Source organism: Micromonospora sp. NPDC005367 (genome assembly GCF_040606825.1).
Taxonomy (GTDB): domain Bacteria; phylum Actinomycetota; class Actinomycetes; order Mycobacteriales; family Micromonosporaceae; genus Micromonospora.
Map to the genome: position 1 here is coordinate 34,316 of NZ_JBEXFP010000035.1, position 22,096 is coordinate 56,411.

The 22,096-nt window shown below is 72.5% G+C and carries 21 protein-coding genes and 1 tRNA gene; 11 read left to right on the top strand and 11 right to left on the bottom strand.

The window, feature by feature from the left end; all coding sequences use genetic code 11:
- Positions 1–308: 308 nt before the first annotated feature.
- Positions 309–1,394 carry a 3-deoxy-7-phosphoheptulonate synthase gene (locus ABZS42_RS22360; RefSeq protein WP_355148190.1) on the bottom strand — a complete coding sequence of 362 codons (1,086 nt, stop codon included), beginning with the start codon at positions 1,392–1,394 and terminating at the stop codon, positions 309–311.
- Between the two features lie 290 nt (positions 1,395–1,684).
- On the opposite strand from ABZS42_RS22360, the gene ABZS42_RS22365 reads away from it, so the two are divergent.
- Complete coding sequence (locus ABZS42_RS22365) at positions 1,685–1,897, top strand: hypothetical protein (protein WP_355148192.1); 213 nt, start codon at positions 1,685–1,687, stop codon at positions 1,895–1,897.
- Here ABZS42_RS22365 and ABZS42_RS22370 read toward each other — a convergent pair.
- A complete protein-coding gene (locus tag ABZS42_RS22370) occupies positions 1,864–2,616 on the bottom strand; it encodes a phosphodiesterase (protein WP_355148194.1) in 753 nt (250 codons plus the stop codon). The genes ABZS42_RS22365 and ABZS42_RS22370 overlap by 34 nt on opposite strands.
- Before the next feature lie 124 nt (positions 2,617–2,740).
- Here ABZS42_RS22370 and ABZS42_RS22375 point away from each other — a divergent pair, with 124 nt between their 5' ends.
- From ABZS42_RS22375 to ABZS42_RS22405, 7 genes are all read left to right on the top strand, one after another.
- Positions 2,741–4,033 (top strand): pitrilysin family protein, encoded by a 1,293-nt coding sequence (locus tag ABZS42_RS22375; RefSeq protein ID WP_355148196.1) that lies wholly within the window; start codon positions 2,741–2,743, stop codon positions 4,031–4,033.
- Complete coding sequence (locus tag ABZS42_RS22380; protein WP_355148198.1) at positions 4,030–5,367, top strand: pitrilysin family protein; 1,338 nt, start codon at positions 4,030–4,032, stop codon at positions 5,365–5,367. Before ABZS42_RS22375 ends, ABZS42_RS22380 begins: the two co-directional genes overlap by 4 nt.
- Before the next feature lie 213 nt (positions 5,368–5,580).
- Positions 5,581–6,606 carry an aspartate-semialdehyde dehydrogenase gene (locus ABZS42_RS22385; protein ID WP_355148200.1) on the top strand — a complete coding sequence of 342 codons (1,026 nt, stop codon included), beginning with the start codon at positions 5,581–5,583 and terminating at the stop codon, positions 6,604–6,606.
- Between the two features lie 212 nt (positions 6,607–6,818).
- Positions 6,819–7,259, top strand: coding sequence for a PPOX class F420-dependent oxidoreductase (locus ABZS42_RS22390; RefSeq protein WP_355148202.1), 441 nt, complete (start codon positions 6,819–6,821; stop codon positions 7,257–7,259).
- A 196-nt stretch (positions 7,260–7,455) separates the two neighbouring features.
- Entirely contained in the window at positions 7,456–7,872 is a 417-nt protein-coding gene (locus tag ABZS42_RS22395; protein ID WP_076472464.1) for a CBS domain-containing protein, read from the top strand.
- A 312-nt stretch (positions 7,873–8,184) separates the two neighbouring features.
- Entirely contained in the window at positions 8,185–8,553 is a 369-nt protein-coding gene (locus tag ABZS42_RS22400) for an SCP2 sterol-binding domain-containing protein (RefSeq protein ID WP_355148205.1), read from the top strand.
- Positions 8,553–10,613, top strand: coding sequence for a glycogen debranching N-terminal domain-containing protein (locus ABZS42_RS22405; RefSeq protein WP_355148207.1), 2,061 nt, complete (start codon positions 8,553–8,555; stop codon positions 10,611–10,613). The genes ABZS42_RS22400 and ABZS42_RS22405 overlap by 1 nt, the downstream gene beginning before the upstream one ends.
- Positions 10,614–10,703: 90 nt before the next feature.
- On the opposite strand, the gene ABZS42_RS22410 is transcribed toward ABZS42_RS22405, so the two are convergent.
- The 5 genes from ABZS42_RS22410 to ABZS42_RS22430 all read right to left on the bottom strand — a co-directional run bounded on the left by ABZS42_RS22410 (position 10,704) and on the right by ABZS42_RS22430 (position 15,477).
- Entirely contained in the window at positions 10,704–11,438 is a 735-nt protein-coding gene (locus ABZS42_RS22410) for a hypothetical protein (RefSeq protein WP_355148209.1), read from the bottom strand.
- 72 nt (positions 11,439–11,510) lie between these two features.
- A complete protein-coding gene (locus tag ABZS42_RS22415) occupies positions 11,511–12,224 on the bottom strand; it encodes a response regulator transcription factor (RefSeq protein ID WP_355148211.1) in 714 nt (237 codons plus the stop codon).
- On the bottom strand, positions 12,197–13,318 hold the full coding sequence (locus ABZS42_RS22420; protein ID WP_355148249.1) for a hypothetical protein: 1,122 nt from the start codon (positions 13,316–13,318) through the stop codon (positions 12,197–12,199). The genes ABZS42_RS22415 and ABZS42_RS22420 overlap by 28 nt, the downstream gene beginning before the upstream one ends.
- 106 nt (positions 13,319–13,424) lie before the next feature.
- Positions 13,425–14,603: an ATP-binding protein gene (locus ABZS42_RS22425; RefSeq protein ID WP_355148213.1), complete on the bottom strand. Its 1,179-nt coding sequence runs from the start codon at positions 14,601–14,603 to the stop codon at positions 13,425–13,427.
- Between the two features lie 328 nt (positions 14,604–14,931).
- Positions 14,932–15,477, bottom strand: a complete 546-nt coding sequence (locus tag ABZS42_RS22430; RefSeq protein WP_355148215.1) for a carboxymuconolactone decarboxylase family protein — start codon at positions 15,475–15,477, stop codon at positions 14,932–14,934.
- Positions 15,478–15,617: 140 nt separating this feature from the next.
- Here ABZS42_RS22430 and ABZS42_RS22435 point away from each other — a divergent pair, with 140 nt between their 5' ends.
- The gene (locus ABZS42_RS22435) at positions 15,618–16,358 is read left to right on the top strand and encodes a class I SAM-dependent methyltransferase (RefSeq protein ID WP_355148216.1); all 741 of its coding nucleotides are present in this window, start codon (positions 15,618–15,620) and stop codon (positions 16,356–16,358) included.
- Between the two features lie 43 nt (positions 16,359–16,401).
- On the opposite strand, the gene ABZS42_RS22440 is transcribed toward ABZS42_RS22435, so the two are convergent.
- Positions 16,402–16,950 carry a hypothetical protein gene (locus ABZS42_RS22440; protein WP_355148217.1) on the bottom strand — a complete coding sequence of 183 codons (549 nt, stop codon included), beginning with the start codon at positions 16,948–16,950 and terminating at the stop codon, positions 16,402–16,404.
- A gap of 119 nt (positions 16,951–17,069) precedes the next feature.
- Here ABZS42_RS22440 and ABZS42_RS22445 point away from each other — a divergent pair, with 119 nt between their 5' ends.
- Entirely contained in the window at positions 17,070–18,260 is a 1,191-nt protein-coding gene (locus ABZS42_RS22445; protein WP_355148219.1) for a hypothetical protein, read from the top strand.
- Between the two features lie 55 nt (positions 18,261–18,315).
- Here ABZS42_RS22445 and ABZS42_RS22450 read toward each other — a convergent pair whose 3' ends face one another.
- Together ABZS42_RS22450 and ABZS42_RS22455 are read right to left on the bottom strand one after the other, a co-directional pair.
- Positions 18,316–19,578 (bottom strand): FAD-dependent oxidoreductase, encoded by a 1,263-nt coding sequence (locus ABZS42_RS22450; protein WP_355148221.1) that lies wholly within the window; start codon positions 19,576–19,578, stop codon positions 18,316–18,318.
- Positions 19,579–19,983: 405 nt separating this feature from the next.
- A tRNA-Arg gene (locus tag ABZS42_RS22455) sits at positions 19,984–20,056 on the bottom strand.
- A gap of 212 nt (positions 20,057–20,268) precedes the next feature.
- Here ABZS42_RS22455 and ABZS42_RS22460 point away from each other — a divergent pair.
- Positions 20,269–20,952 carry a hypothetical protein gene (locus tag ABZS42_RS22460; protein ID WP_355148223.1) on the top strand — a complete coding sequence of 228 codons (684 nt, stop codon included), beginning with the start codon at positions 20,269–20,271 and terminating at the stop codon, positions 20,950–20,952.
- An 11-nt stretch (positions 20,953–20,963) separates the two neighbouring features.
- On the opposite strand, the gene ABZS42_RS22465 is transcribed toward ABZS42_RS22460, so the two are convergent.
- On the bottom strand, positions 20,964–22,058 hold the full coding sequence (locus tag ABZS42_RS22465; RefSeq protein ID WP_355148225.1) for an alpha/beta hydrolase: 1,095 nt from the start codon (positions 22,056–22,058) through the stop codon (positions 20,964–20,966).
- Positions 22,059–22,096: the final 38 nt, after the last annotated feature.

A 22,096-nucleotide genomic window follows, 5' to 3' on the forward strand; every position in this document is an offset into this window, starting at 1 on the left:
AGGTGGTCGCAAGGAGTTCGGAGGTACGGCCGTCGGCCGTACGGCACAACGCGGGCGCCGCTGGGCGTCGGTGTGCAGGTCGCCTCTCGGCGAGTGGCTCGACGCGGCTCCAGCCGGACGGTATTCCGCGAAGGCAATTGGGTGAGGCCCGGGGACACTGGACACACCGACACTCCACTCAACCGCGGCACCCCCGTGGGTCTTCCGCGCCGTCCCGTGCCCTGCGTCACACCCGCCGGAGTCCCCGCCTGCTCGCCGTGTCCGAGCCGCACGGCGGACCGGGCGGCTCCCGACACGGCGGGCGACGGTCAGGCGGGGGTGGGGAGCGACGCGCGGCGCGCCCGCACGGCTGCGGCGAGCTGTTCGAGGACGTCGGCCGTGGTGTCCCAGCCGATGCACGCGTCGGTGATCGACTTGCCGTACTCCAACTCCCGGGTCGGGTCGAGGTCCTGCCGGCCAGCCTTGAGGAAGGACTCCAGCATGATGCCGACGATGCCGCGCTGCCCGGCGGCGAGCTGGCCGGCCACGTCGGCGGCGACGAGCGGCTGGTTGCGGTGGTTCTTGCCGCTGTTGGCGTGGCTGGCGTCGATCACGACCCGCTCGGGCAGGGCCGCCGCCCGCAGCAGGTCGAGCGCACCGGCGACCGACTCCGCGTCGTAGTTGGGCCGGCCGCCGCCACCGCGCAGCACCAGGTGCCCGTCGGCGTTGCCCCGGGTGTGCATGATCGCCGGCGTGCCGGAGAAGTCGATGCCGGGGAAGACGTGCGGTACGCCGGCCGCCCGGATCGCGTCCACGGCCGTGCCGATGCTGCCGTCCGGGCGGTTCTTCATGCCGATCGGCATGGAGAGTCCGGAGGCGAGCTGCCGGTGCACCTGGCTCTCCACCGTGCGGGCGCCGATGGCGCCCCACGCCACGGTGTCGGCGATGTACTGGGGGGTGATCGGGTCGAGGAACTCGCAACCGACCGGCAGGCCGAGGCGCAGCACGTCCAGCAGAAGCGCGCGGGCCAGCCGCAGGCCGCTGTTCACGTCACCGGAGCCGTCCAGCCGCGGATCGTTGATCAGCCCCTTCCAGCCGACCGTGGAGCGGGGCTTCTCGAAGTAGACCCGCATCACGATCAACAGGTCGTCAGCGAACCGGTCCGCTGCCTCACGCAGCCGCCCGGCGTACTCCAGCGCCGCGGCCGGGTCGTGCACCGAGCAGGGACCGACCACCACCAGCAGGCGGTCGTCGGCACGGTCGAGCGCCCGGCCGACCGCGCGCCGGCCGGCCAGCACGGCCGAGGCGAGCGGTTTGTCCAGGGGCAGCTCGTGGTGAAGCAGGGCGGGGGTGGTCAGCGGCACGACACGGTCGATCCGCTGATCACTGACCTGATCGGTCTCCGGGGTCGTCACGGTGGGCTTCCTTCCGCCGACCGTGACCCGGGGCCGGTGCCCGGGTCGAGCCGGCTGCTCGTACAGAAAAGGCAGGACCATGAGGCCCCGCCCAGCCGGCTCGAAGAGAGGTGACGTCAGATCATGGTGAAGTCACCGGCTCCTCCAGCCGGCTGCCTAAACCATCGATACGACCGCGTCACGGTAGCCAGCGTACCTGACGCATCGGGCAACGTTCAGCCCGACGCCGCTGACGTCCCACATGTGTGGTGCGCGCGTGCCGGCCCTGAGGCCGGGGTATGAGGGGCGACATGAGCGATGAGCGGAGTGAGCTGGACCGGGTCGAATCCCGCGCACACCTGCTGCCGGAGGAGACGGCGGCGGGCAGCGACGACCCGGAAGCGCAGGCCGAGGCGATCCTCACCGAGTCCGACGTCCGCGAGGACCGGAACATGGCACCCGACACGGTGCTCGAACACCGGACGTCGGATCAGACGGTGACCCCGAGCGAGCCCCCGGACTGAATCTCCACTCCGCGTGCCCGGCGGGAACCCCGGTACGACTGGGCCCGCAGCCACGCCAGAACGCCGACCGCACGCAGCCCCGCAGGCAGGTTGTCGATCGGGTTGAACGCCAGCGAGGCGTCCTGCCGGGCGCTGAGCTGGGTACCGATGCTGACCTGGCCGAAGGGCCGCCACGGTCCCACCGCGGTGGCCGTCGCGAGCACCAGGCGTGGCTCGTCGCTCCGGGTCGCGGCGGCCACCTCGGTGAGGCTCCGGCCCAGGTCGGGCGAGTCCGGGTCGGCCAGCGCGGCCAGCCAGAGCCGACGCGGACCGGCACGCAGCGGCACGATCGTGCTGTACGTCCCGGCGAACCGTCGACGGGGCAGCGGTATGACCCGCAGCACTGGCGGCGCGCCGCTGGAGCTGACCAGCAGGTCGACCGGGTGGGGGCCGTCGGTGTGCACCCGCACGGCCAGCCCGAGCAGGTCGGGCCAGCTCCCCGGGGTGGACGAGCCCTTGGAGAGCCGGATCGTCGCCGGGTAGCGGCCCGGCTCGTCCAGGAAGCCGACACCGGTCGGGGGGCCCGGCGTACCCCAGATCGTCACCTCGCCCGCGAACGACCGGCCGGCGGGGTGGAACAACCGCGCTCCGCGCAGGCGGGTCAGGGCGGCGGCGGCGTGACAGACGGCGTCGCCCGCACGTGCCGCGAAGGCCGACGGACGGGCGGTGGGCGCGGACATGCCCCTCCGTACCCGTGCCCGGCCGGTCGATGCGCGCACCGGGCGGCTGTTCGCGGATGCGGCGACGGCTCGCCCGGCAACGGCGCGTCACCTTTCCGCCCGGGCGATCGGATAGCGTCGTCCCATGCCCGACAGCGGTTACCCCTGGCCAATCGAGACGACCCGGCTGGACAACGGCCTGCGCGTGGTGGTGAGCGAGGACCGCACCGCGCCCGCGGTGGCGGTCAATCTCTGGTACGACGTCGGTTCCCGGCACGAGCCGCAGGGGCAGACCGGCTTCGCTCACCTCTTCGAGCACCTGATGTTCGAGGGCTCGCTGAACGTCGCGAAGACCGAGCACATGAAGCTCATTCAGGGCTCCGGCGGATCGCTCAACGCCACCACCAACCCGGACCGCACGAACTACTTCGAGACGGTCCCGGCCGAGCACCTCGAGCTGGCGCTCTGGTTGGAGGCGGACCGGATGGGCGGCCTGGTTCCGGCGCTGAGCCAGGAGACGCTGGACAACCAGCGTGAGGTGGTCAAGAACGAGCGGCGCCAGCGCTACGAGAACGTGCCGTACGGCGACGCCTGGCTGCGGCTCCTGCCGCTGCTCTACCCGCCGGGGCACCCGTACCACCACGCGACGATCGGCTCCATGGCCGACCTGAACGCCGCCGACCTGGCCACGTTCCAGGCGTTCCACCGGACGTACTACGCGCCGAACAACGCCGTGCTCACCGTGGTCGGCGACGCCACCGCCGTCGAGGTCTTCAAGCTGGCCGAGAAGTACTTCGGCGTCATCCCGCCGCTGGCGGACATCCCGGCCGCGCCGGACGGCCGGACGGCGGCGGCCACCGGGCGGCCCGCCACGGAGACGGTGGTCGCCGACGTGCCGGCCTCGCGGGTGTACGTGGCGCACCGTACCCACCCGTTCGGCAGCGCCGAGTACGACGTGGTCACCGTGCTGGCCACCGTGCTCGGCAGCGGCCGGGGCAGTCGCCTCTACCAGCGGCTCGCGGACGGCGAGCGGCTCGCCCAGCCGGACCTGGTCGGCGCGTACGGGGTGGACCTGGCGCACGCCCCGGCGCCGCTGATCGCGACCGCGACCGCCCGCCCCGGGGTGAGCGCCGAGCACCTGGCCGCCGGGCTGCACGCGGTCGTGGACGAGCTGGCCACCGTGCCGGTCACCGCAACCGAGCTGGATCGGGCCAAGGCGCTGCTCAGCACCGCCTGGTGGCGGCAGATGTCCACGGTGGACGGCCGGGCGGACATGCTCGGCCGGTACGCCACCCAGTTCGGTGACCCGACGAAGGCCGCTGAGCGCCTGCCGGCGTGGCTGGCGGTGACCGCCGAGCAGATCGCCGAGGTCGCCGCGGAGGTGCTCGTCGCGGACGACCGGGTGACCCTGACCTACCTCGCCGAGGAGAAGCCATGACCCTGATCGCCACGCGCCCCGGGCCGGGGGCCGCCCGCCCGTACCGGTTCCCGCCGGTCGTCCGCCGTGCCGTGGCCGGCGGTCAGGTCGTCGCCGCACACCTGCCCGGGCAGAACCTCGCCGTCGCGCTGCTGCTGCTCGACGCCGGCGCCGAGCGGGAGCCGCTCGGCAGGGAAGGGCTCGGCGGGGTGCTCGCCAAGGCGCTGGAGGAGGGCACCGCCCGGCGGGACGCGGCCGCGTACGCGCTCGCCGTCGAAGGGCTCGGCACCGAACTGGTGACCGGGCTGGACTGGGACTCGTTCCAGGTCAGCGTGCAGGTGCCGGTGGACCGGCTGACCGCTGCCGTGGAGTTGCTCGCCGAGGCCGTGCGTATGCCCCGGCTCGACCCCGCGGACGTGGCCCGGGTACGCGACGACGAGGCCACCGCGCTGCGGATGGACTGGGCCAGCCCGGGGCCGAGGGCGGACGCGGCGCTGCGCCGCGACCTGTTCGGCGCGCAGAACCGCTGGGGCCGCCCGATGTACGGCGACCCGGACTCGGTCGCCGGCCTGGACGTCGAGGACATCCGGGTCTTCCACTCGGAGTGGTTCATCCGGCCCGGCACCCTGATCGTCGCCGGTGACCTGGAGCGGATCGACCTGGACGCGCTCGCCGCAGCCGCGTTCGCCGGCGCCGGCGGCGGGCCGGTCGAGCGGGGCGGTCCGGTCGAGGCGCCGTTGCGGGAGGGTCGGCGGATCATCCTGGTGGACCGGCCCGGCTCGGTGCAGTCCACGCTGCGGCTGGGGCATCCGGCCCCGCACCGCGCCCACCCCGACCACGTGCCGATGGCGCTGGCCGGCACCATCCTCGGTGGCGCCTTCACGTCGCGGCTGAACCATTTGATCCGTGAGGTGCGTGGCTACACGTACGGGATTCGGGGTGACTTCGCCTCGTCGCGGCGGTTCGGGCGGTTCGGGGTCAGCTCCGGCGTGCAGACCGCGGTGACCGCGCCGGCGCTGGTCGAGGCGGTCGGTGAGATCTCCCGTACCCGCAGTGGTGGGGTGACCGAGGAGGAGTTGGCGGTGGCCCGCTCCTGGCGGGCCGGGCAGCTGTCGGTGGAGTTGCAGTCGCCACGGGCGATCGCGTCCGCGCTGACCACGCTGGTGGTGCACGACCTGCCGGACGACTACCACGCCCGGCTGCGTGAGGCGCTGCTCGCCGCCGACGTCGACCAGGTGAGCGCGGCGGCCGCCACCCACCTGCATCCGGACTCGCTCACCCTCGTGGTGGAGGGTGACGCCGCGGTGATCCGCGACGACCTGGCCGCCACCGCCCTGGGCGAGATCATTTCCTGACCCACCCCGCCCTACGAGCGCTACGAGCCCTACGAGCGCACTTTCCCGGAAAGAGTGGCCATTTCCCGTAGGGAGGCCACTCTTTCCAGGAAAGTGGCCCCGCCCAGGGTGCGGGCTCCGAAGGGGTGAGGATGGGGTTACGAAGTGTGATATCAGGCGCGGGGAGTGGGAAGGGTTCCCGTTCCGGGCGGTGCCCTCGGTAGCCTCGCGGGCATGAGGATCGGCATTGTGGGGGCCACCGGTCAGGTCGGTGGCGTGATGCGGCAGGTGCTGGCGGAACGGGAGTTCCCGGCGGAGCAGTTGCGGTTGTTCGCCTCGGCGCGGTCCGCCGGGCGCACCCTGCCCTGGCGGGGCGGGGAGATCACCGTCGAGGACGCGGCCACCGCCGACTACTCCGGGCTGGACATCGTGCTCTTCTCGGCCGGCAAGTACACGTCGATCGAGCTCGCGCCCCGGGTCGCCGAGGCCGGCGCCGTGGTGATCGACAATTCGTCGGCGTTCCGCATGGACCCGGACGTGTCGCTGGTCGTCGCCGAGGTGAACCCGCACGCCGCCGCCGTACGCCCGAAGGGCATCATCGCCAACCCGAACTGCACCACGATGGCGGCCGTCCCGGCGCTGCGTCCGCTGCACGCCGAGGCGGGGCTGGTCAGCCTGGTCGTGTCGACGTACCAGGCGGTCTCCGGTGCCGGCCTGGCCGGCGTCGCCGAGCTGGACGAGCAGGTCCGCAAGGTCGCCGAGCACGCCGCCGGCCTCGCGTTCGACGGGGCGGCCGTCGAGTTCCCCGCGCCGCGTTCGTTCGCCGAGCCCATCGCCTACAACGTGCTCCCGCTCGCCGGCGCGATCGTCGACGACGGCTCCTTCGAGACGGAGGAGGAGCAGAAGCTGCGCAACGAGAGCCGCAAGATTCTGGAGATTCCGGACCTCAAGGTCTCCGGCACCTGCGTGCGGGTGCCGGTCTTCACCGGCCACTCGCTACAGATGAACGCCGGGTTCGCCCGCCCGATCACTCCGCAGCGGGCCCGGGAACTGCTCGCCGACGCCCCCGGTGTGGCGCTGACCGACGTGCCCACCCCGCTGCGGGCCGCCGGCAGGGACCCGGTCTACGTCGGGCGGATCCGGGCCGACGAAACCGTCGAGCACGGGCTGGCGCTGTTCTGCTCGAACGACAACCTCCGCAAGGGCGCCGCACTCAACGCCGTGCAGGTCGCCGAGCTGCTGCTCGCCGAGCGCCGCTGACACGCCCGCCGACCGCCCCGCCCCGCCCCGCCCCGGCCTCCGGGCCCGGGCCGGGCGGCGGTGCCGGGTGGCCCGTCACGACTTCATCGAACTCGCGGTGACCCGCCCACCCGGACAGCCCGACAGCACCGGCAGTCGGGTCGACCACCGCGGGCGGCCGCCCCCGGACCATGGTTGGATGAAAACCCGACCAGGGCGAGCTGGAGGAAACCGTGCCGGACGAGCGTACGCAGCAGGCGCTGATCGACCTGATCGCCGCGCGCCGGATGGGCGTGCTGGCGACCATCAAGCGCGACGGACGGCCACAACTGTCCACCGTCATCTACTCGTTCGACCGGGACGCGGGCCTGATCCGGGCCTCGGTGACCGATGATCGCGCGAAGACCGTCAACCTGCGGCGCGACCCGCGGGCCACCTTCCAGGTGAGCAGCGAGGACGGCTGGGCGTACGCGGTGGCCGAGGCGCGAGCCGAGCTGACCCCGATCGCCGTCGCCCCGGACGACGCCACGGTCGAGGAGCTGATCGAGGTCTACCGGTCGTTGCAGGGTGAGCACCCGGACTGGGACGACTACCGGCGGGCGATGGTCGCCGACCGTCGTCTGGTGCTGCGTCTGCACGTCGAGCGCGTCTACGGCCTCCCGCCGCGAGGCTGACTCGGCACGGCGGCCGACCCGCCGCCGTCGCGTCGCCTGCGGTGGCGGCGACCTGATCGCCGGAATCTAACCGGCGGCCGCGCTGGCCGAGCGGCTCCTGCCTGCGGCGGGCCTCCTCGCCCGGGACCGGCGGCCGGGCGTTACCTCGCCGGGAGCGGCGGGTAGACCGCCGGTGCCGACACCGAGAGGGGGCACCGTGACAACGGTCGGAGAGTTCATGACGACCCGGTTGGTGACGATGGACGGCAGCGACACGCTCACCGCCGCGGCGCAGGAGATGCGTGACATGGCAATCGGCGACGTGGTGGTCACCGATGGTGACAACGTGGTCGGCATTGTGACGGATCGTGACATAACGGTCCGTGCCGTGGCGGAGAACATGAACCCCGCCACCACCCGGCTCAACGAGATCACCACCAAGGACGTGATCACGGTGAGCCAGTACGACGACGCGGTCTCCGCCGCAGACCTGATGCGTACCTACGCGGTGCGCCGACTGCCGGTCGTCCAGGACGGGCGCCTCGTCGGCCTCGTCTCGATGGGCGACCTAGCGGTGGAGCGTGAGCCCCAGTCCGTGCTCGCCGACATCAGCGCCGACGATCCGAACAACTGACGTCCGCCGCGGGCGTGCGCCGGCTCCCCGACGATTCGGGGGGCCGGCGCTTCGCGTCCGTCTCATCCGGAGGGTACGCGGCCGGCCGGGCCGACCCGGCGGTCCGCGTACGTCGACGGCTTCGCCCGCCGCGGTCACCGCGCCCGGTCGCCGGAGGCACGTGGCCGGCCGCGGTCTCACCCGATCCGGGCGAGGTTGACGGCTCGCCGGACGGGCACCCGTGCTCGGACGCCGAACGGCCATCCGGAGGACCGGTGACAACGCCGACCGGGCGGCCGCCGGGGCGTGACCGACCGTGGGAGGAGGGGACCCTTGGACGCCACCACGAGATTCTTCGAGGATGTCGATCGGCGAGATTACGAGCCGAGGCTCGCCAAGACCGCCGGCACCATGCGGGTGGACCTGCAGGAGGGGCCGCACACCATGCACTGGTTCCTCAGGATCGACCACGGCCGGATCTCGGTGAGCCGGGAGAACCAGGAGGCCGACACGGTGATCGGCACCAGCCCCGGGCTGTTCGAGGACATCGCGGCCGGACGCGAACACGGGATCGCGGCGGTCCTGCGCGGCGACATGACGGTGGCCGGCGACCCACGCCTGTTCGTGCAGGTGGAGCGGACCTTCCCCGGGAACCCGGACGCCCGCGGGCCGCGCCGCAAGTTCGATCAGGAGGTGCGGTGATGGCATCGGACAACACGATCCGGATCCTGGACGGCAACACCTTCGTGGTCTCCGAGGACACCGGGGACATCGAGGCGACGCCGAACGAACCCACCGGGCTCTTCTCGCTCGACACCCGGTTCCTGTCGAAGTGGGTGCTGACCGTCAACGGTGAGCGCCTCAACGCCCTCTCGTTCGACGACCTCCAGTACTACGAGGCCCGGTTCTTCCTGGTCCCGGGCATGGCCACCCACTACATCGACGCCAAATTGTCGATCATCCGGGAACGGGCCGTGGGCGGGAGCTTCCGCGAGCAGCTCATCATCCTCAACCACGACGAGAAGCCCGTCGACCTGGAGATCCGGATCGACGCCGGCTCCGACTTCGCCGATCTGTTCCAGGTCAAGGACGAGATCTTGAACAAGAAGGGCGAGATCTACAGCGAGGTCGAAGCCAACTGCCTGCGGCTGGGCTACCGCCGCGGCAACTTCGTACGGGAGACCGCCATCGTCTCCTCCGCCCCGGCCCGCTACGACCGGGACGGGTTCGCCTTCTCCATCCACCTGGAACCGAACGAGCAGTGGGACACCCGTATCGACGTGGAGACCACCGCCGTCGGACCGGGCAGGCGGGACCTGCGGCTGGGCGTGGGTACGCGCAACGTCGAGCGGCTCGCGCTTCAGCACGACCTGGAGAAGTGGATCGCCGACGCGCCCAAGCTCAACAGCCAGCACGAGGCCCTCGCCTCAACGTACCGGCGCAGCCTGGTCGACCTGGCGGCGCTGCGCTTCTCGCCGCTGTCGCTGGGCGGGGCGACCCTCCCCGCCGCCGGACTGCCGTGGTTCATGACCATGTTCGGGCGGGACAGCATCCTGACCTGCCTGCAGACGTTGCCGTTCACACCGGCTCTGTCGAAGACGACGCTGCGGATCCTGGCATCGTTGCAGGGCACCCGCTTCGACGACTTCCGCGACGAGGATCCCGGCCGGATCCTGCACGAGATGCGGTACGGCGAGACCGCCGCCTTCGAGGAACAGCCGCACTCGCCGTACTACGGCTCGGTGGACGCCACCCCGCTGTTCCTGATCCTGCTCGACGAGTACGAGCGGTGGACCGGGGACGTCGCGTTGGTCAAGGAGTTGGAGCAGGAGTCACGGGCCGCCCTGCGATGGATCGACGAGTACGCGGACCTGGTCGGCACCGGCTACATCTGGTACGAGCGGCGCAACACCGACACCGGCCTGGAGAACCAGTGCTGGAAGGACTCCTGGGACTCGATCTCCTACTCGGACGGCAAACTCCCGCCGTTCCCGCGGGCGACCTGCGAGGTGCAGGGGTACGCGTACGACGCGAAGACGCGGGCCGCCCGCCTGGCCCGGGAGTTCTGGGGCGACCCGGCGTACGCCGACCAGCTGGAGCAGGAGGCGGCGACGCTGAAGGAGCGGTTCAACCGCGACTTCTGGGTGGAGGACGGCGAGTACTTCGCCCTCGCGCTCGACCCGGACGGACGCCAGTGCGACGTGCTGAGCTCGAACATCGGCCACCTGCTGTGGAGCGGAGTCGTCTCCCACGAGCGGGCCGAGAAGATCGCCCAGCACCTGGTCGGTCCGCGGCTCTTCTCCGGCTGGGGCGTACGCACCCTCGCCGAGGGGGAGATCCGCTACAACCCGATCGGCTACCACAACGGCACGATCTGGCCGTTCGACAACTCGTTCATCGCCTGGGGTCTGCGCCGGTACGGCTTCGCGGAGGAGGCGGCCATCATCGCCAGCGGCATCCTGGACGCTGCGACGTACTTCAACGGCCGGCTACCCGAGGCGTTCGGTGGCTACCAGCGGGATCTGACCAAGTTCCCGGTGGAGTACCCGACGGCGTGCAGCCCCCAGGCGTGGTCGACCGGTACGCCGTTGCTGCTGCTGCGGACCATGCTCGGCCTGGAGCCGCACGAGGGACACCTCGCGGTGGACCCGCGACTGCCGGTCGGCATGGGCCGGATCGAGGTGCTGGACATCCCGGGCCGCTGGGGCCGGGTGGACGCCTTCGCCCGGGGCCGGTTGGAGGTGCACAACCTGCTCGACTGAGCGCCCCCGGGCCGCAGCGCCCGGCATCCCGACCCGGCGTCGGCGATGATCGTGCGGCAGCCGGCCGGACCGTTCAGCCCTCGGGCGGCCTCAGCGATGCCCGAATGCTGCGTCGCCTGCGTGTCCGGGCCGGTCGGGTGCCGGATCCGCAGCCCGCCGGTAGTAGTCGTCCCGAGAACGGAACTCGACCGGCAGCGACCCGGGCAGGGTGATCCGCTCCTCCCCGATGACCCGGCCGGCGGAGCGCAGCGCCAGCACGTCGCGTTCCTGCGGTGACAGGTCGACCAGTTGGGGACGGCCCAACCGGAAGGCGGCCACCGCCCGGCACACCTGCCGAGCCAGCCTGGCGACCTCGTCGGCCGGGCCGCACAGGGCGAGCGCCGGCTGCTGAATGGTCCGCAGCGCGTCGCACACGATCAGCAGTCGGGCAGGGGCGTCCGGGCGGGTCGACGCCAACTCCAGTCGGGACGGCCACTGCCAGCGGATCTGCCCGCTGAGCAGGCCGGGCAGCCGGACCGGCGGGCGGTGCCGGGCGATGCCCACGGCCCTTCCGCCGGACATCACGGCCAGCTGTGAGCCCTCGCCGACCCAGACGATCCGCTGATCGGTGACGGTCACCGCCACCGGGCCGGGCAGGGCCCACACCCGTCGGATCTCACTGGGGCCGAGCAGGTGCCCTGCGACCTCCAGCCGGTGTCGCCAGAGCACCTGTTCGCCCAGGGCCGGCATCAGCTCGTACCGGCGGTCGAGTAACGGCCCCACCTCATCGTCCGGCGCGTCGAAACGGTGCGGACCGATGAAGAAGGGCGACGCGTCAGCCTGCATCGTCACGACCTCCCACAGAGCTCACCCTCCATCGAGCGTGGCGGAATCACCGCACGCCTGTCATGACACCCGTTAGGGGGTCGGCCGGTCGTACCTCGCCTGCGACCGGTAGATGCCGATCTCTTCCGGCCGGATGAGGCCGTCCTCGATCGCGCGGGCGAGCAGCGCCGCCTTTGTGGCGGCCGGCCGGCCCGCCCGGGTGTACTTGATCCGCGCTCGGTCGACGTATTGCTTGACCGTGTGCTCGCTGATCCGCATCCGGCGGGCCACCGACGCCTTCGACATCGACTGGAACCAGAGCAGCAGCGCCTCGCGCTCCTTGTCGGAGAGGACCGGGCGATCCGGCCGCGGGTCACCGACCATCGCCCCGGCCAGCGCCGGCGGTACGTACGGTCGATCGCTCGCCGCGGCGAGCACGGTGGCCACGCAGTGCTCCCGCCCCTCGTGCTTCGCTAGGAAGGCCACGGCGCCCGCGTCCAGCGCGGCCAGCATCGTCTCCGGGTCGGTGTGCTCGGAGTAGACCACCACCCGGCGTCCGGCGGCGCTCAGCTCGGCCAGCTTGCCCAGCGCCATCCGGCCGTGCAGCCGCAGGTCGAGCAGGACGACGTCGGCGTCCGGCGCGGCTCGCAGCACCTCGTCCGGATCGTCCCCAGTGGCCAGTACGGTCAGCAGCGGCTCGCTCGCCAGCCAGGCGCACACCCCGTCGACGACCACCGGATGGTCGTCGACGATGGCCACCCCGATCGGTCGTTCGCCGCTCATCGCCGCCACCGGGTCTGCGCCCATCTGATCTCCCCGTCCCGCTCGTAGAGCCGATCAACTCGACCGCCGTCCGAATCGTCGTCCCAGTCGCCCGGCGGGCCGGTCGCGTCGGGGCCGCCCCGGTCCGGGGTGACGAGGCTGACCACCACCTCATCTGGGTTCGAGACGACGGTCAACCGGGCCCACTCCCGCGCGTCCGCGAGGGTGGCCGTGAGCGGGTCCGCGAGTCGACGGCGGACCTGCACCGGCAGCGGCGGCGGCGTACCGATGATCACGAGGTCGATCGGCAGCCCGTTGCGTTCGGCCAGGTCCGCGGCGGCGCGCAGCTCGTGCAGCAGCGGATCGGGTACGTCGTCCGACTCGGCGATCAGCCGTCGTAGCCGGGCCGCGGCCAGCACCGCCCGGCGCTGCACGAGGGGGTCGGCCGGATCGGCCCGCCCGTCGGCCAGTTCGGCGAGCAGCGCCCCGGCGGCACCGCCGACCAGGGCCAGCCGATCCCGTCGGTCCAGCCGGGCCCGCTCCGCGGCGTCCCGCTCGGCCGCCATCGCGTGGGTGGCCGCGGCGGTGGCGGCCCGCTCCCTGGCCAGCGCGGCGATCACCGCGCTGCCCGCGAACGCCGCGATCGGTAACGATGACGTGCCGTAGACGTACATCACGAATCGGGCCAGGTCGGCCGGGGCGGTCCTGCCGTACCCGACGACCGCCGTGAGGGCGATGAGCGAGTGCGCGGCGAGCAGGGCGATCAGGCCCACCACCCGCCGACTCCAGAGCGCCAGCACGAAGAACCAGCCGAGCGTCCCCCACACCCAGTTGGCGGTGGTGAAGAGCTGCCGTTCGCCGGCGGCGGCGAAGACCGTCGCGTCGACCGCGAGCAGCAGCCCGGCGAGTGGCCACGCCAGCAGCGGGACGTTCCGCAGCAGCCGGGCACCGGCCACGACCCCGATCACGGCCACCAGCACCCAGGCGGCGAGCACCACGGCGGCGTTCCGCAACTCCGATTGGTTGGCGAGCACCGCCGGTAGCCCGATCGCGGAGTGCCAGGCCAGCGCGATGGCGATCGCCGCGATCCGGGCGCTGCGGTCCGAGGCCCGTCCCACCGCGGCCGCGACCTGACCCACGGCCGTCGGAGGCGGCGTCTCGCCGGTCGGGCCCGGAAGCGGGGCGGGTGGCGGCGGGACGGCGGGCGCCACCGGGTCGTAGCCCTGCCCGACGGCGGTGTGAAGTTCAGCCGACACCGGGCCACTCCAGGCGGACCCGGGTGCCCGCACCAGGGGCGGTGTCGATGCGGGCACTGCCGCCGATCGCCGCCATCCGCCCCCGGACCGACTCGCGCAGCCCGTACCGGTGCGCTGGGACGGTGGCCGGGTCGAAACCCGGCCCGTCGTCGGCCACCTCGACCACGACGCCGCCGGCAACCGGCCGCAGGCGCAGCTCGGCCGTCGATCCCGGTGCGTGCCGGACGACGTTGGCCAGTGCCGCGTAGGCGCTCTCCGCGACCGCGTCCGCCACCGCCGCGGGCACCGCGCACGGTGCCAGTTCGACCGCCATCGGCAGCGCCGGCAACCGGTCACGCACCGTCCGCAGCCGGTCGTCGAGCGACACCGGACCGTCGGCGGAGACCGCCCGGGCGTCGGCGTGGGCGGCGAGGGTACGCAGGTCGGCGGCGCACCGTCGGCGCAGCGCCGCCGACGGGCCGCTGACCGCGCCGAGGCCGACCATGGTGAGCGTGCCGAGTACGGTGTCGTGCAGGTCGCGATTCTGCCGGCGTTCCGACTCCCGTGCCGTACGGGCCACCAGCGCCTCCCGGACCAGCCGCTGGTGCGTGGCGAAGGCCCGGTCGGCGCGGGAGATCCGGCGACCCATGACCACGCTCATCATCGCCGCGCAGCCGACCTGCACCAGCAGGGTCGCGGTGTGGGCCGCGGCCTCGCGCGGGTTGCCCGCCGCGTACGCACCGGTCGCGTAGCCCGCGGCGACCAGCAGACCGGCCGGGATCGACCAGCGTGCCGGGGCGGTAACCTGCGTGTTGATCACCGTGGTGCTGGCCAGTACCGCGATCCAGCTTCCCTCGCCGGGCAGCACCTCGGAGGCCACCAGCCAGGGAATGAGCAGGCAGGCGCCGATGGTGAGCGCCACGTCCCCGACGACCATGGCCGGGGTGACGCCGGCGCGCAGGGCGCGTACCGCGTACCAGACCGACCAGGCGGTCAGCACCACGACGGCGGAGAAGAGCGGAACCGCCTGCACCGGCGGCGTACGAACGGAGACGGCCACGACCGCGCCGACGATCCCGCAGGTCAGCCGGAGCAGCGCCGGCAGGGTGGCGAAGGTGAGGCTGAGCGCGCCCCCGGCCGGGCTGTCCAGCGCGGTGGGTGGCACGGTCCGAACGGGAACGGCCGGCATCGGGGGAGGGTCCTTCCGGCGACGACCCGTCCCGGGGTCGCGCGGCATAGATCGATGAGTAAGAATAACATGCGGGTGATCCGATCTGTCACACACGGTGTGCGACAGGAGGTTTCCTGCCCGTCGGCGCTGGCCAGCGGTTCGGGTCGCGCGGGAACCGGTTACGATCTGTCAACCCCCGCAGTCGTCTGACTGATCGGCAGGATCGTCGGCCCGTCTCCGGCTATCGACTGACCGCCTCGTCGTCCTCGCCCGTGCCGCCCATGCGATCGGCCGCTCTGCGGTCAGTCGTGCGGTGCGGCACGGTGCCGCGGATCTGCCGCCCCGGTCAGCCCGCGTACCCCTTGGTGACGATGCGGCGTGCGGCGGCCGCGTACGCCTCGGGGCGGGTGGGGGTGAGGGTCGCCAGGCCGTCGACATACCGGTTGAACATGCAGAAGGCGGCCGCGATCAGGACAGTGTCGTGGATCTCCAGATCGGTCGCGCCCTCGGCGCGCGCCGCCTCCACCAGCTCACCGGTGACCTGGTGGCCGCCCCGCTGCACGGCTGCGGCGATGCGGAGCAACGCCCGCATCCTGCCCGTGACCGGGGCCGACTCCAGGTCGGCGTGGACTCGCTCGACCAGCGGCATGCCGCTGCCGAGTTGGGCGGCGGCGACAGCCGAGTGCGCCGCGGAGCAGTAGCCACAATCGTTCAGCCCGGAGACGTACGCCGCGATCAGCTCTCGCTCGCCCCGGCTCAGCGGGTGCGGCTCGGAGCGTAGGAGCACCTCGGCCAGCCTGTTGAGCGGCCCGGCCGTCTCGGGACGGAATCTCAGCAGGCCGGTGATGCCCGGGAAGAGCTGCTCGTCGGCTCCGAGGTCGATGTGCGCCATGCGGTCACGCTCCGGTCGAGTTTCGGCGAGGGTGCTCGCCGAACCCTGCCACAGCGCTGACGGCCACGGGTGCCCCCGCGGGTCGCACCGGCGCCGAAAATGCGTTGAGCCGGTTCTCCGCCGAGGGCAGGGTGGTCGGCATGCTGCGGGCAGAGATCTGGGACGCCGAGACCGCCGAACGGTACGACACTCCGGGCACCGGGATGTTCGCACCGGAGGTTCTCGGGCCCACAGTGGATCGTCTCGCCGAGCTGGCCGGCGGCGGGCGGGCCCTCGAGTTCGCCATCGGCACCGGCAGGGTGGCCATCCCGCTCGTCCAGCGGCGGGTACCCGTCACCGGCGTCGAACTGTCCCGTCCGATGATCGACCGGCTCCGGGCCAAGGTGGACGAGGCGACGATCCCGGTGACCGTCGGCGACATGGCCACCACGGTCGTGCCCGGTGAGTACAACCTCGTCTACCTCGTCTTCAACACTATTTCGAACCTGCTCAGCCAGGCCGAGCAGGTCGAGTGCTTCCGCAACGCCGCCCGGCACCTCGTACCGGGTGGGTGCTTCGTGATCGAGCTCTGGGTGCCGGAGCTGCGCAAGCTCCCGCCGGGCCAGCAGGCGGTGGTCTGGGACTCCGAGCCCGGCTACATCGGGCTGGACACGTACGACGTGCTCAACCAGTACGTCGTGTCGCACCACTTCCGGTTCGACGAGGGCCGGCAGGCCCAGTTGGGCCGCAGCCCGCACCGCTACATCTGGCCCTCGGAGTTGGATCTCATGGCCCAACTGGCCGGGTTCGAGTTGGAGAGCCGGCACGCGGACTGGACCGGTGCCGAGTTCACCGCCGATTCGCGCTCCCACGTGTCGGTCTATCGCCTGCCGCGCGGGTGATCTTCGGGCCTGTCGCCCTGCTCCCGCTACGTTCGCCCGCTGATCAGTGGTCGTCGAGCATGAACAGGACCGTCGCGTGCGCGACATCGAGGTACACGATCCGCCATCGGACGGACGTGTCCAACTCGTCGTAGACCCTGCTGGTCAGCCATCGCGGTTCGGACGGCAGGAACGGCGCCAGGGCCGGCCACACGTCCTCGGGGGTCCGGCCGCTCGCGTACTCCTGGGCGCCAACGGGGTCGTACGCCACGAACCCGTACCGTTTCGCCAACGCCTGCGCGTCCTCCGGGCGAAGCTCGACCACACCCTGGTACGCCCAGTCCGTCGGACCGGGCATGCGGGAACACGGGTTTCCCTTCGTGCGGCCCTGCCAGTGGATCTCGGGGTAGTCGCCGAGGTCCGGCAGTTCCTCCGGCGGGTCCCACCGGACGGTGCGTACCTTCGCCTCCTCGATCGGCAGCAACTCCTGGCAGGTTGATTCACGCGTCGAGTCGCTGCGAACCGCCAGGTAGCCGGCCGTGACCGCGCCGGCTGGCAGCAGCGCCACCGGAGCGCCCAGCACCGCCACCAGCACCAGAACACGCCTCTTCACGACGACGAGGGTACGGGCCGGGTCGACACCGTGGCGCGTTCAGGGTTCGCCGCCGGTCGGTGGGGTTGAATGGAGTCGTGTCGATCGACCGCGCACGGAAGGTCGCCATCCTCGTTACCGTGGCGGCCCTTGGCTTCGTCGCCATGTACGCGCCCGGCTGGCTCGCCGCGCGACGTGCCGATCCGCCTGCCGAGGCCGTGCCCGGTCAGGTGCGCGACCCGTGGCTCTGGCAGGCGACCGTCGGCCAGCATCCGGTCGGCCCCGCGTCGGTGCTCTTCTTCACCGCGCAGACCCGCTACTTCGAGTCCACGGGGGTCGTGGTCGGCCGGAACGGCGGCTACCGACTACTGCCGATCAGCGTAGGCGAGGGCCACGGACTGCTCTCCCCGGACGGCCGGTGGTATCTACGCCCCGGCCAGGGAAGCATGATCGACCTACGCAGCGGTGACGGCCGGCGTACGCACCAACCCAGGCTGGGTCCGCTCGCCTGGTCTCCGGACGGGAAGTCGGTCGTCGCCACCAGATCGAACGACGACGACGTGATCACGTACGGTCCGGACAACCAGCCGGTCAACGACCCGGCGAAGCCGGACGACCTGCTGCTCCTCGACCCGTTCAGCGGAACGGAGCGGGTGCTGCCGATCGGCACCTTCGCCAGCCACAGCAGGGCCGCCTGGTCTTCGGACGGCTCGCTGATCGCCGTCACCGGCTTGGTGGATCCGGCCGCCGAGGTCGCCCAGCGGGAACGCCTCGTGGTGGCCGACCCGACCGGCAAGGTGCGCTGGCAGGTCGAGTTGGGCGAGCGCCGGGGACTGGCCGGCCGGGCCGCCTGGACCCCCGACGGCCGGCGGATCGCCCTGCTGACGTACGACGGCTGCGTGCTCCGCTGCGCCGACCTGGCCGAGGCCCTGCGACGCTCCTGGCGGATCGAGTTCCTCGACGCCGCCACCGGCCGGCCGGCCGGCGACGCGATCCCGGTCAACGGATCGGCGGTGGAGCTGGTCGCCTGGCGCGACGGCGACCCGGTGCTGGAGCGGCAGTCGCTCGAGGAGGACGAGGCGGAGCGGCGCACCGTGCTCACGGCAGTCGGCGCGGGCGGCCGGGAGCAGGTGCTGTTGACCGCCCCGAACGGCGTGAGCGACCTGGAGGTGCCCGGTGACCTGCTGGCCCGAGGCGCGTTCGGCGGTCCGGAGCCGCGTCCCTCCCCGTTCGCCGCGCCGCCGTGGTTGTACGCCACACTCGCCGTACCGTCGCTGCTCGCCTTCCTCGTTCTGGTGCGTCGGCTCCGCGGACGTGAAGGGGCCCGCTAGGAGTTGCTGCCGCCGGTCCGGCCCGCCCCCAGGTCGGCGCCGGGCCAGGGTTCCGTCAGCGCAGCGGGTCGAAGGGGCGCAGCTCCACGGGCTGCCGGCCGTTGGTGATCTGTTCGGCGAGCAGTTCGCCGGTGAGCGGGCCGAGGGTGATGCCCCACATCCCGTGACCGCCGGCGGCGAAGACCCGAGGTGAGTTGGTCCGGCCGATCAGCGGCAGTCCGTCCGGGGTGCACGGTCGCGATCCGACCCACTCGTCGGCGCGCGCGTCCAGGTCCGCGCCGCGCAGCAGCGGACGGGCCGCCTCGGTGATCGCCCGGATCCGACGCTGGTCCAGCGGAGCCTCGGCGCTGCGGAACTCCATCATCCCGGCGACGCGCAGCCGGTCGCCCAGCGGCGTGCACGCGACGCGCTGTGCGGGGAAGTACACCGGACCGGACGGCAGGTGCTCGATGGCGACGCTGAAGCTGTACCCACGGCCGGCCTGCACGACGGTTCGTACGCCGAAGCGTCGGGCCAGGGCGCCGAGCCAGGTGCCGGTCGCCAGCACCGCCGCGTCGTAGCGGTCGTCCACGCCGGCGGCGGTCACCACCCGCACCCCGGCCCCCTCGTCGCGTACGTCCACCACGTCGGCGCCGGTCATGATCGACGCGCCGCGGGCGCGAACCGCCTCGGCGAGCGCGTGCACGTACTGTCCCGGGTTGACGAACCGTTGACCGTGCAGGCGGATGGCGGCGCCGACGGCGTCCGACAGCGAGGGCTCCACCTCCCGCGCCTCGGCACCGGTCAGGACGTCGAACTCGATCTCCTGGCCGGCCGAGCGGATGTGCCCCAGCTCGTCGAGGAGGACCGACCGTTCGGCCTCGGTCCGGTACGCCGCCATGAACGACTTTGCCTCGTGCGCCACCGACCCGACCCCGCCGGCCGCCAACGCGTCGTACGCCTCGAAGGCGCGCCGATTCATCGGGATGTACGCCGCCATCGCGGCCTGCCACTTCGCCTGCGTGCTGTGCAGGGCGAAGCCCGTCAGGAACCGCAGCAGCCGGGGGTCCGCACGCGGCGGCACGTACACCGGCGACGACGGGCTGAGCAGGGCGCGCAGCCCGTAGCGGAGCACCGCCGGCTCCGGCAGGGGAGTGGTGATGCCGGGAGTGAGCCACCCGGCGTTGCCCCACGACGCGCCCGCCGCGACGCCGGTGCGGTCGAGCACGGTGACCTGTATTCCGCGCTCCTGGAGGAACCAGGCGGTGGCCAGCCCGACCATCCCCGCACCGATGACGGCGACGTGCTCAGGGGCGGGTACGGGCTTGGCGGCGGGCATGGCGTACTCCTTCGGACGTCAGGGGAGGGAGCGGCCCCCGTCCGCACCGCGCCTGGTCCTCCTCGTTCAGCCCGGCCAAATGATCATGCTACATATCCGCTGGGACGAACTATGTCGATGGTCACAGTTGGGGCAGACGAGGCAGGCGGCCGCACGGCGCGCCGACGGACGACCCCGGCCGTACGGCCAGCGTCGCGGCTGGTGCGGTGCCCAGGATCATTGGCGGCGAAGGTCTTGTCGGCCTCGGCGCTGATCGACTCGGCCTCAATGATGTCGGGGTGTCCCGATGCTTGGGTTACCGCGACTTCAATGAAGCCGAGCCGATCACGTCATTGCCAGGCCCACGCAGCCCTGAATGTCCGGTTCGGGTCGGAGTCGCGGGCGGTTGAGCTGTGGCAGTGGAGGTGCGCCCGGCAGGATTCGAACCTGCGGCCTTGGGATTAGAAGTCCCCTGCTCTATCCGCTGAGCTACGGGCGCGTGGCGTCGCGCCAAGAGGGTACCGCCCGCGGGCTGGCTGATCGACGTACCGTCCTGGCGTCGTACGCCGACAAGGTTCGCATGCGTCGGCGGCGGCCGGCATCGGGTTTCCGGGTCGTGGGCGCCCGCGTATCGGACGTGAGCCGGCGCACACCGATCGGTGGCCGGACGCCTGCCGGAAACGAAGCCGGTCACGACGTACCCTCGGCTGCGTGCTGCTTGACCCCGACATGGAGAACGACGTCGCCTACGAGCTCTGCCAGCTCGTCGGCCGCGCGATCCTGCCGTACCGCCGCGCCGACGGGCTCGCCCCCCACGGCGCCGGCACCGCCTTCCTCTTCCAGGGCTCTGGTGGGGAGTACCTGCTGACGGCCGAATCGGTGGCCGGCGGCGCGGGTGAGTTGGGTCTGCGGGCGAGCGTCACCGAACCGGCCGGAGCGGCCCCGGCGGCGCTGTCCGTCGCCGGTTGGGTCCGCCGTCCGGAGCTCGGTGTGGCGATCCTGCCGATGACCGGTCTGCACGCCGTGGCGGCGGCGGCCGGCTGGGTGTTCCGCCTGCAACCGGTGGTGGACATCGTCGCGGCCAACGCCGACGTGATCGCCCGGATCGACGCGACGCCGGGCTCGGCCTTCGTGCTCGCCCACGGGCTGGCGGAGGACGGCGACCGGCCGCTGGAGGTGGCGATCGAGCGGGTGTCCCGCGTCGGCGACGAGGTGCGGATCGGTGCCGGTTTGCCGGCCGGCTACGTCGGGGCGCCGGTCTTCGGCGTCGAGGCGGCCGCCGACGGTGGGATGGCCCTGCACTGCCTGGGTCTGGTGCTGCCGGGCGCGGAGAGTCACCCGGTGGCCACGTTCGACCGGATCCGCGCGATGCTGCCGACCACCGGCGAGGCCTGAGCGGTCCCGGGTCAGCTCAGGGTGGCACCCGCCGAGTCGGTGGGGCGTCGGCTTTCCGGCGGGACCGCCGCCGGGCCCGCACCCGCCGCGTCCGCCGGGCCGGCGGTCTGCGCCGTGCGGGTGACGCCCGCGTCGGTGCGGCCGGCCGAGGCCGTCGGACCCGCGCCGAGGAACGCCTGCGCCCACCGGCCGATCTCGGTGAAGACCTTCTCCCGTACGCCGGGGCCGCTGAGGGTGAGATCGTGCAGGCCGCCGTCGAAGCGGGCCAGCGTGACGTGCCGACCGAGGCGAGGGGCGTACCGGACCATGTGCTCGACGTCCAGGACGGCGTCGGCGAGCCCGGCCGTCTCACGCCAGCGCCTGCCTCGGAACGAGCGGGTCGAGCAGGCCAGCAGTACGGGCACGGGGAGGTCGAGTCCGGCGCGCAGTTGCCGCTGCGCGGTGCGGATCGCGGCCAGCCAGCCGGCCCGGACCGGGAACCCGGCCAGCGGCTTCCAGGCCAGGTCGTAGCTCCACTCGCCGCGGTGGTCGGAGTGGATGCTCTCGCCGTACACGGTGCCGAGGTCGAAGGGCAGGACCCGGTGCGGCGCGCGGCGGCCCAGGCGGGAAACGGCGGCCAGGAGGGGCCGCCGTACCAGCCAGGGTGCGTTGATGTCGAAGAACGGGCTGTTGAGCACGATGCCGTCGACGATCCCGGCGTCGCGTCGGGCCTGCGCCCAGAGCGAGACGATCAGGCCGCCGGTGGAGTGCCCGACGGCGAGCAGCGTGTCGTGCCCGTCGTCGTCACGGATGATCTTCGCCGCGGCGTCCAGTTCCGGGTGGTAGTCGGTGAGGTCGCGGCAGAAGTTCGGGGTCTGGTGGGCGAGCAGGCTGCGGCCGTACTTTCGCAGGTCGAGCGCGTAGAAGTCCCAGCCGCGCTCGGCGAAGAAGTCGGCGAGGTGGGTCTGGAAGAAGTAGTCCACGAAGCCGTGCACGTAGAGCACGGCGCGTCGGGTGGGTCGTTCGGCGCGCCGCCGGACCAGGGTGGCGACGACCGGTCCCTCGTCGTCGGTGCCGAGATCGATCGTCTGCCGCTCGTAGGGCGGGCCCAGCACGTCCGGTTCCACGATCCGACGGTACGCCGGCAGGCTACCGGGCGGTAGCC

Excerpts from the sequence above, each read along its gene's own strand:
- ABZS42_RS22380 (WP_355148198.1), top strand. The coding sequence starts at position 4,030 with ATGACCCTGATCGCCACGCGCCCCGGGCCGGGGGCCGCCCGCCCGTAC.
- ABZS42_RS22410 (WP_355148209.1), bottom strand. The coding sequence starts at position 11,438 with ATGCAGGCTGACGCGTCGCCCTTCTTCATCGGTCCGCACCGTTTCGAC.
- ABZS42_RS22450 (WP_355148221.1), bottom strand. The coding sequence starts at position 19,578 with ATGCCCGCCGCCAAGCCCGTACCCGCCCCTGAGCACGTCGCCGTCATC.
- ABZS42_RS22425 (WP_355148213.1), bottom strand. The coding sequence starts at position 14,603 with ATGCCGGCCGTTCCCGTTCGGACCGTGCCACCCACCGCGCTGGACAGC.
- ABZS42_RS22375 (WP_355148196.1), top strand. The coding sequence starts at position 2,741 with ATGCCCGACAGCGGTTACCCCTGGCCAATCGAGACGACCCGGCTGGAC.
- ABZS42_RS22370 (WP_355148194.1), bottom strand. The coding sequence starts at position 2,616 with ATGTCCGCGCCCACCGCCCGTCCGTCGGCCTTCGCGGCACGTGCGGGC.
- ABZS42_RS22365 (WP_355148192.1), top strand. The coding sequence starts at position 1,685 with ATGAGCGATGAGCGGAGTGAGCTGGACCGGGTCGAATCCCGCGCACAC.
- ABZS42_RS22430 (WP_355148215.1), bottom strand. The coding sequence starts at position 15,477 with ATGGCGCACATCGACCTCGGAGCCGACGAGCAGCTCTTCCCGGGCATC.
- ABZS42_RS22385 (WP_355148200.1), top strand. The coding sequence starts at position 5,581 with ATGAGGATCGGCATTGTGGGGGCCACCGGTCAGGTCGGTGGCGTGATG.
- ABZS42_RS22435 (WP_355148216.1), top strand. The coding sequence starts at position 15,618 with ATGCTGCGGGCAGAGATCTGGGACGCCGAGACCGCCGAACGGTACGAC.
- ABZS42_RS22405 (WP_355148207.1), top strand. The coding sequence starts at position 8,553 with ATGGCATCGGACAACACGATCCGGATCCTGGACGGCAACACCTTCGTG.
- ABZS42_RS22415 (WP_355148211.1), bottom strand. The coding sequence starts at position 12,224 with ATGGGCGCAGACCCGGTGGCGGCGATGAGCGGCGAACGACCGATCGGG.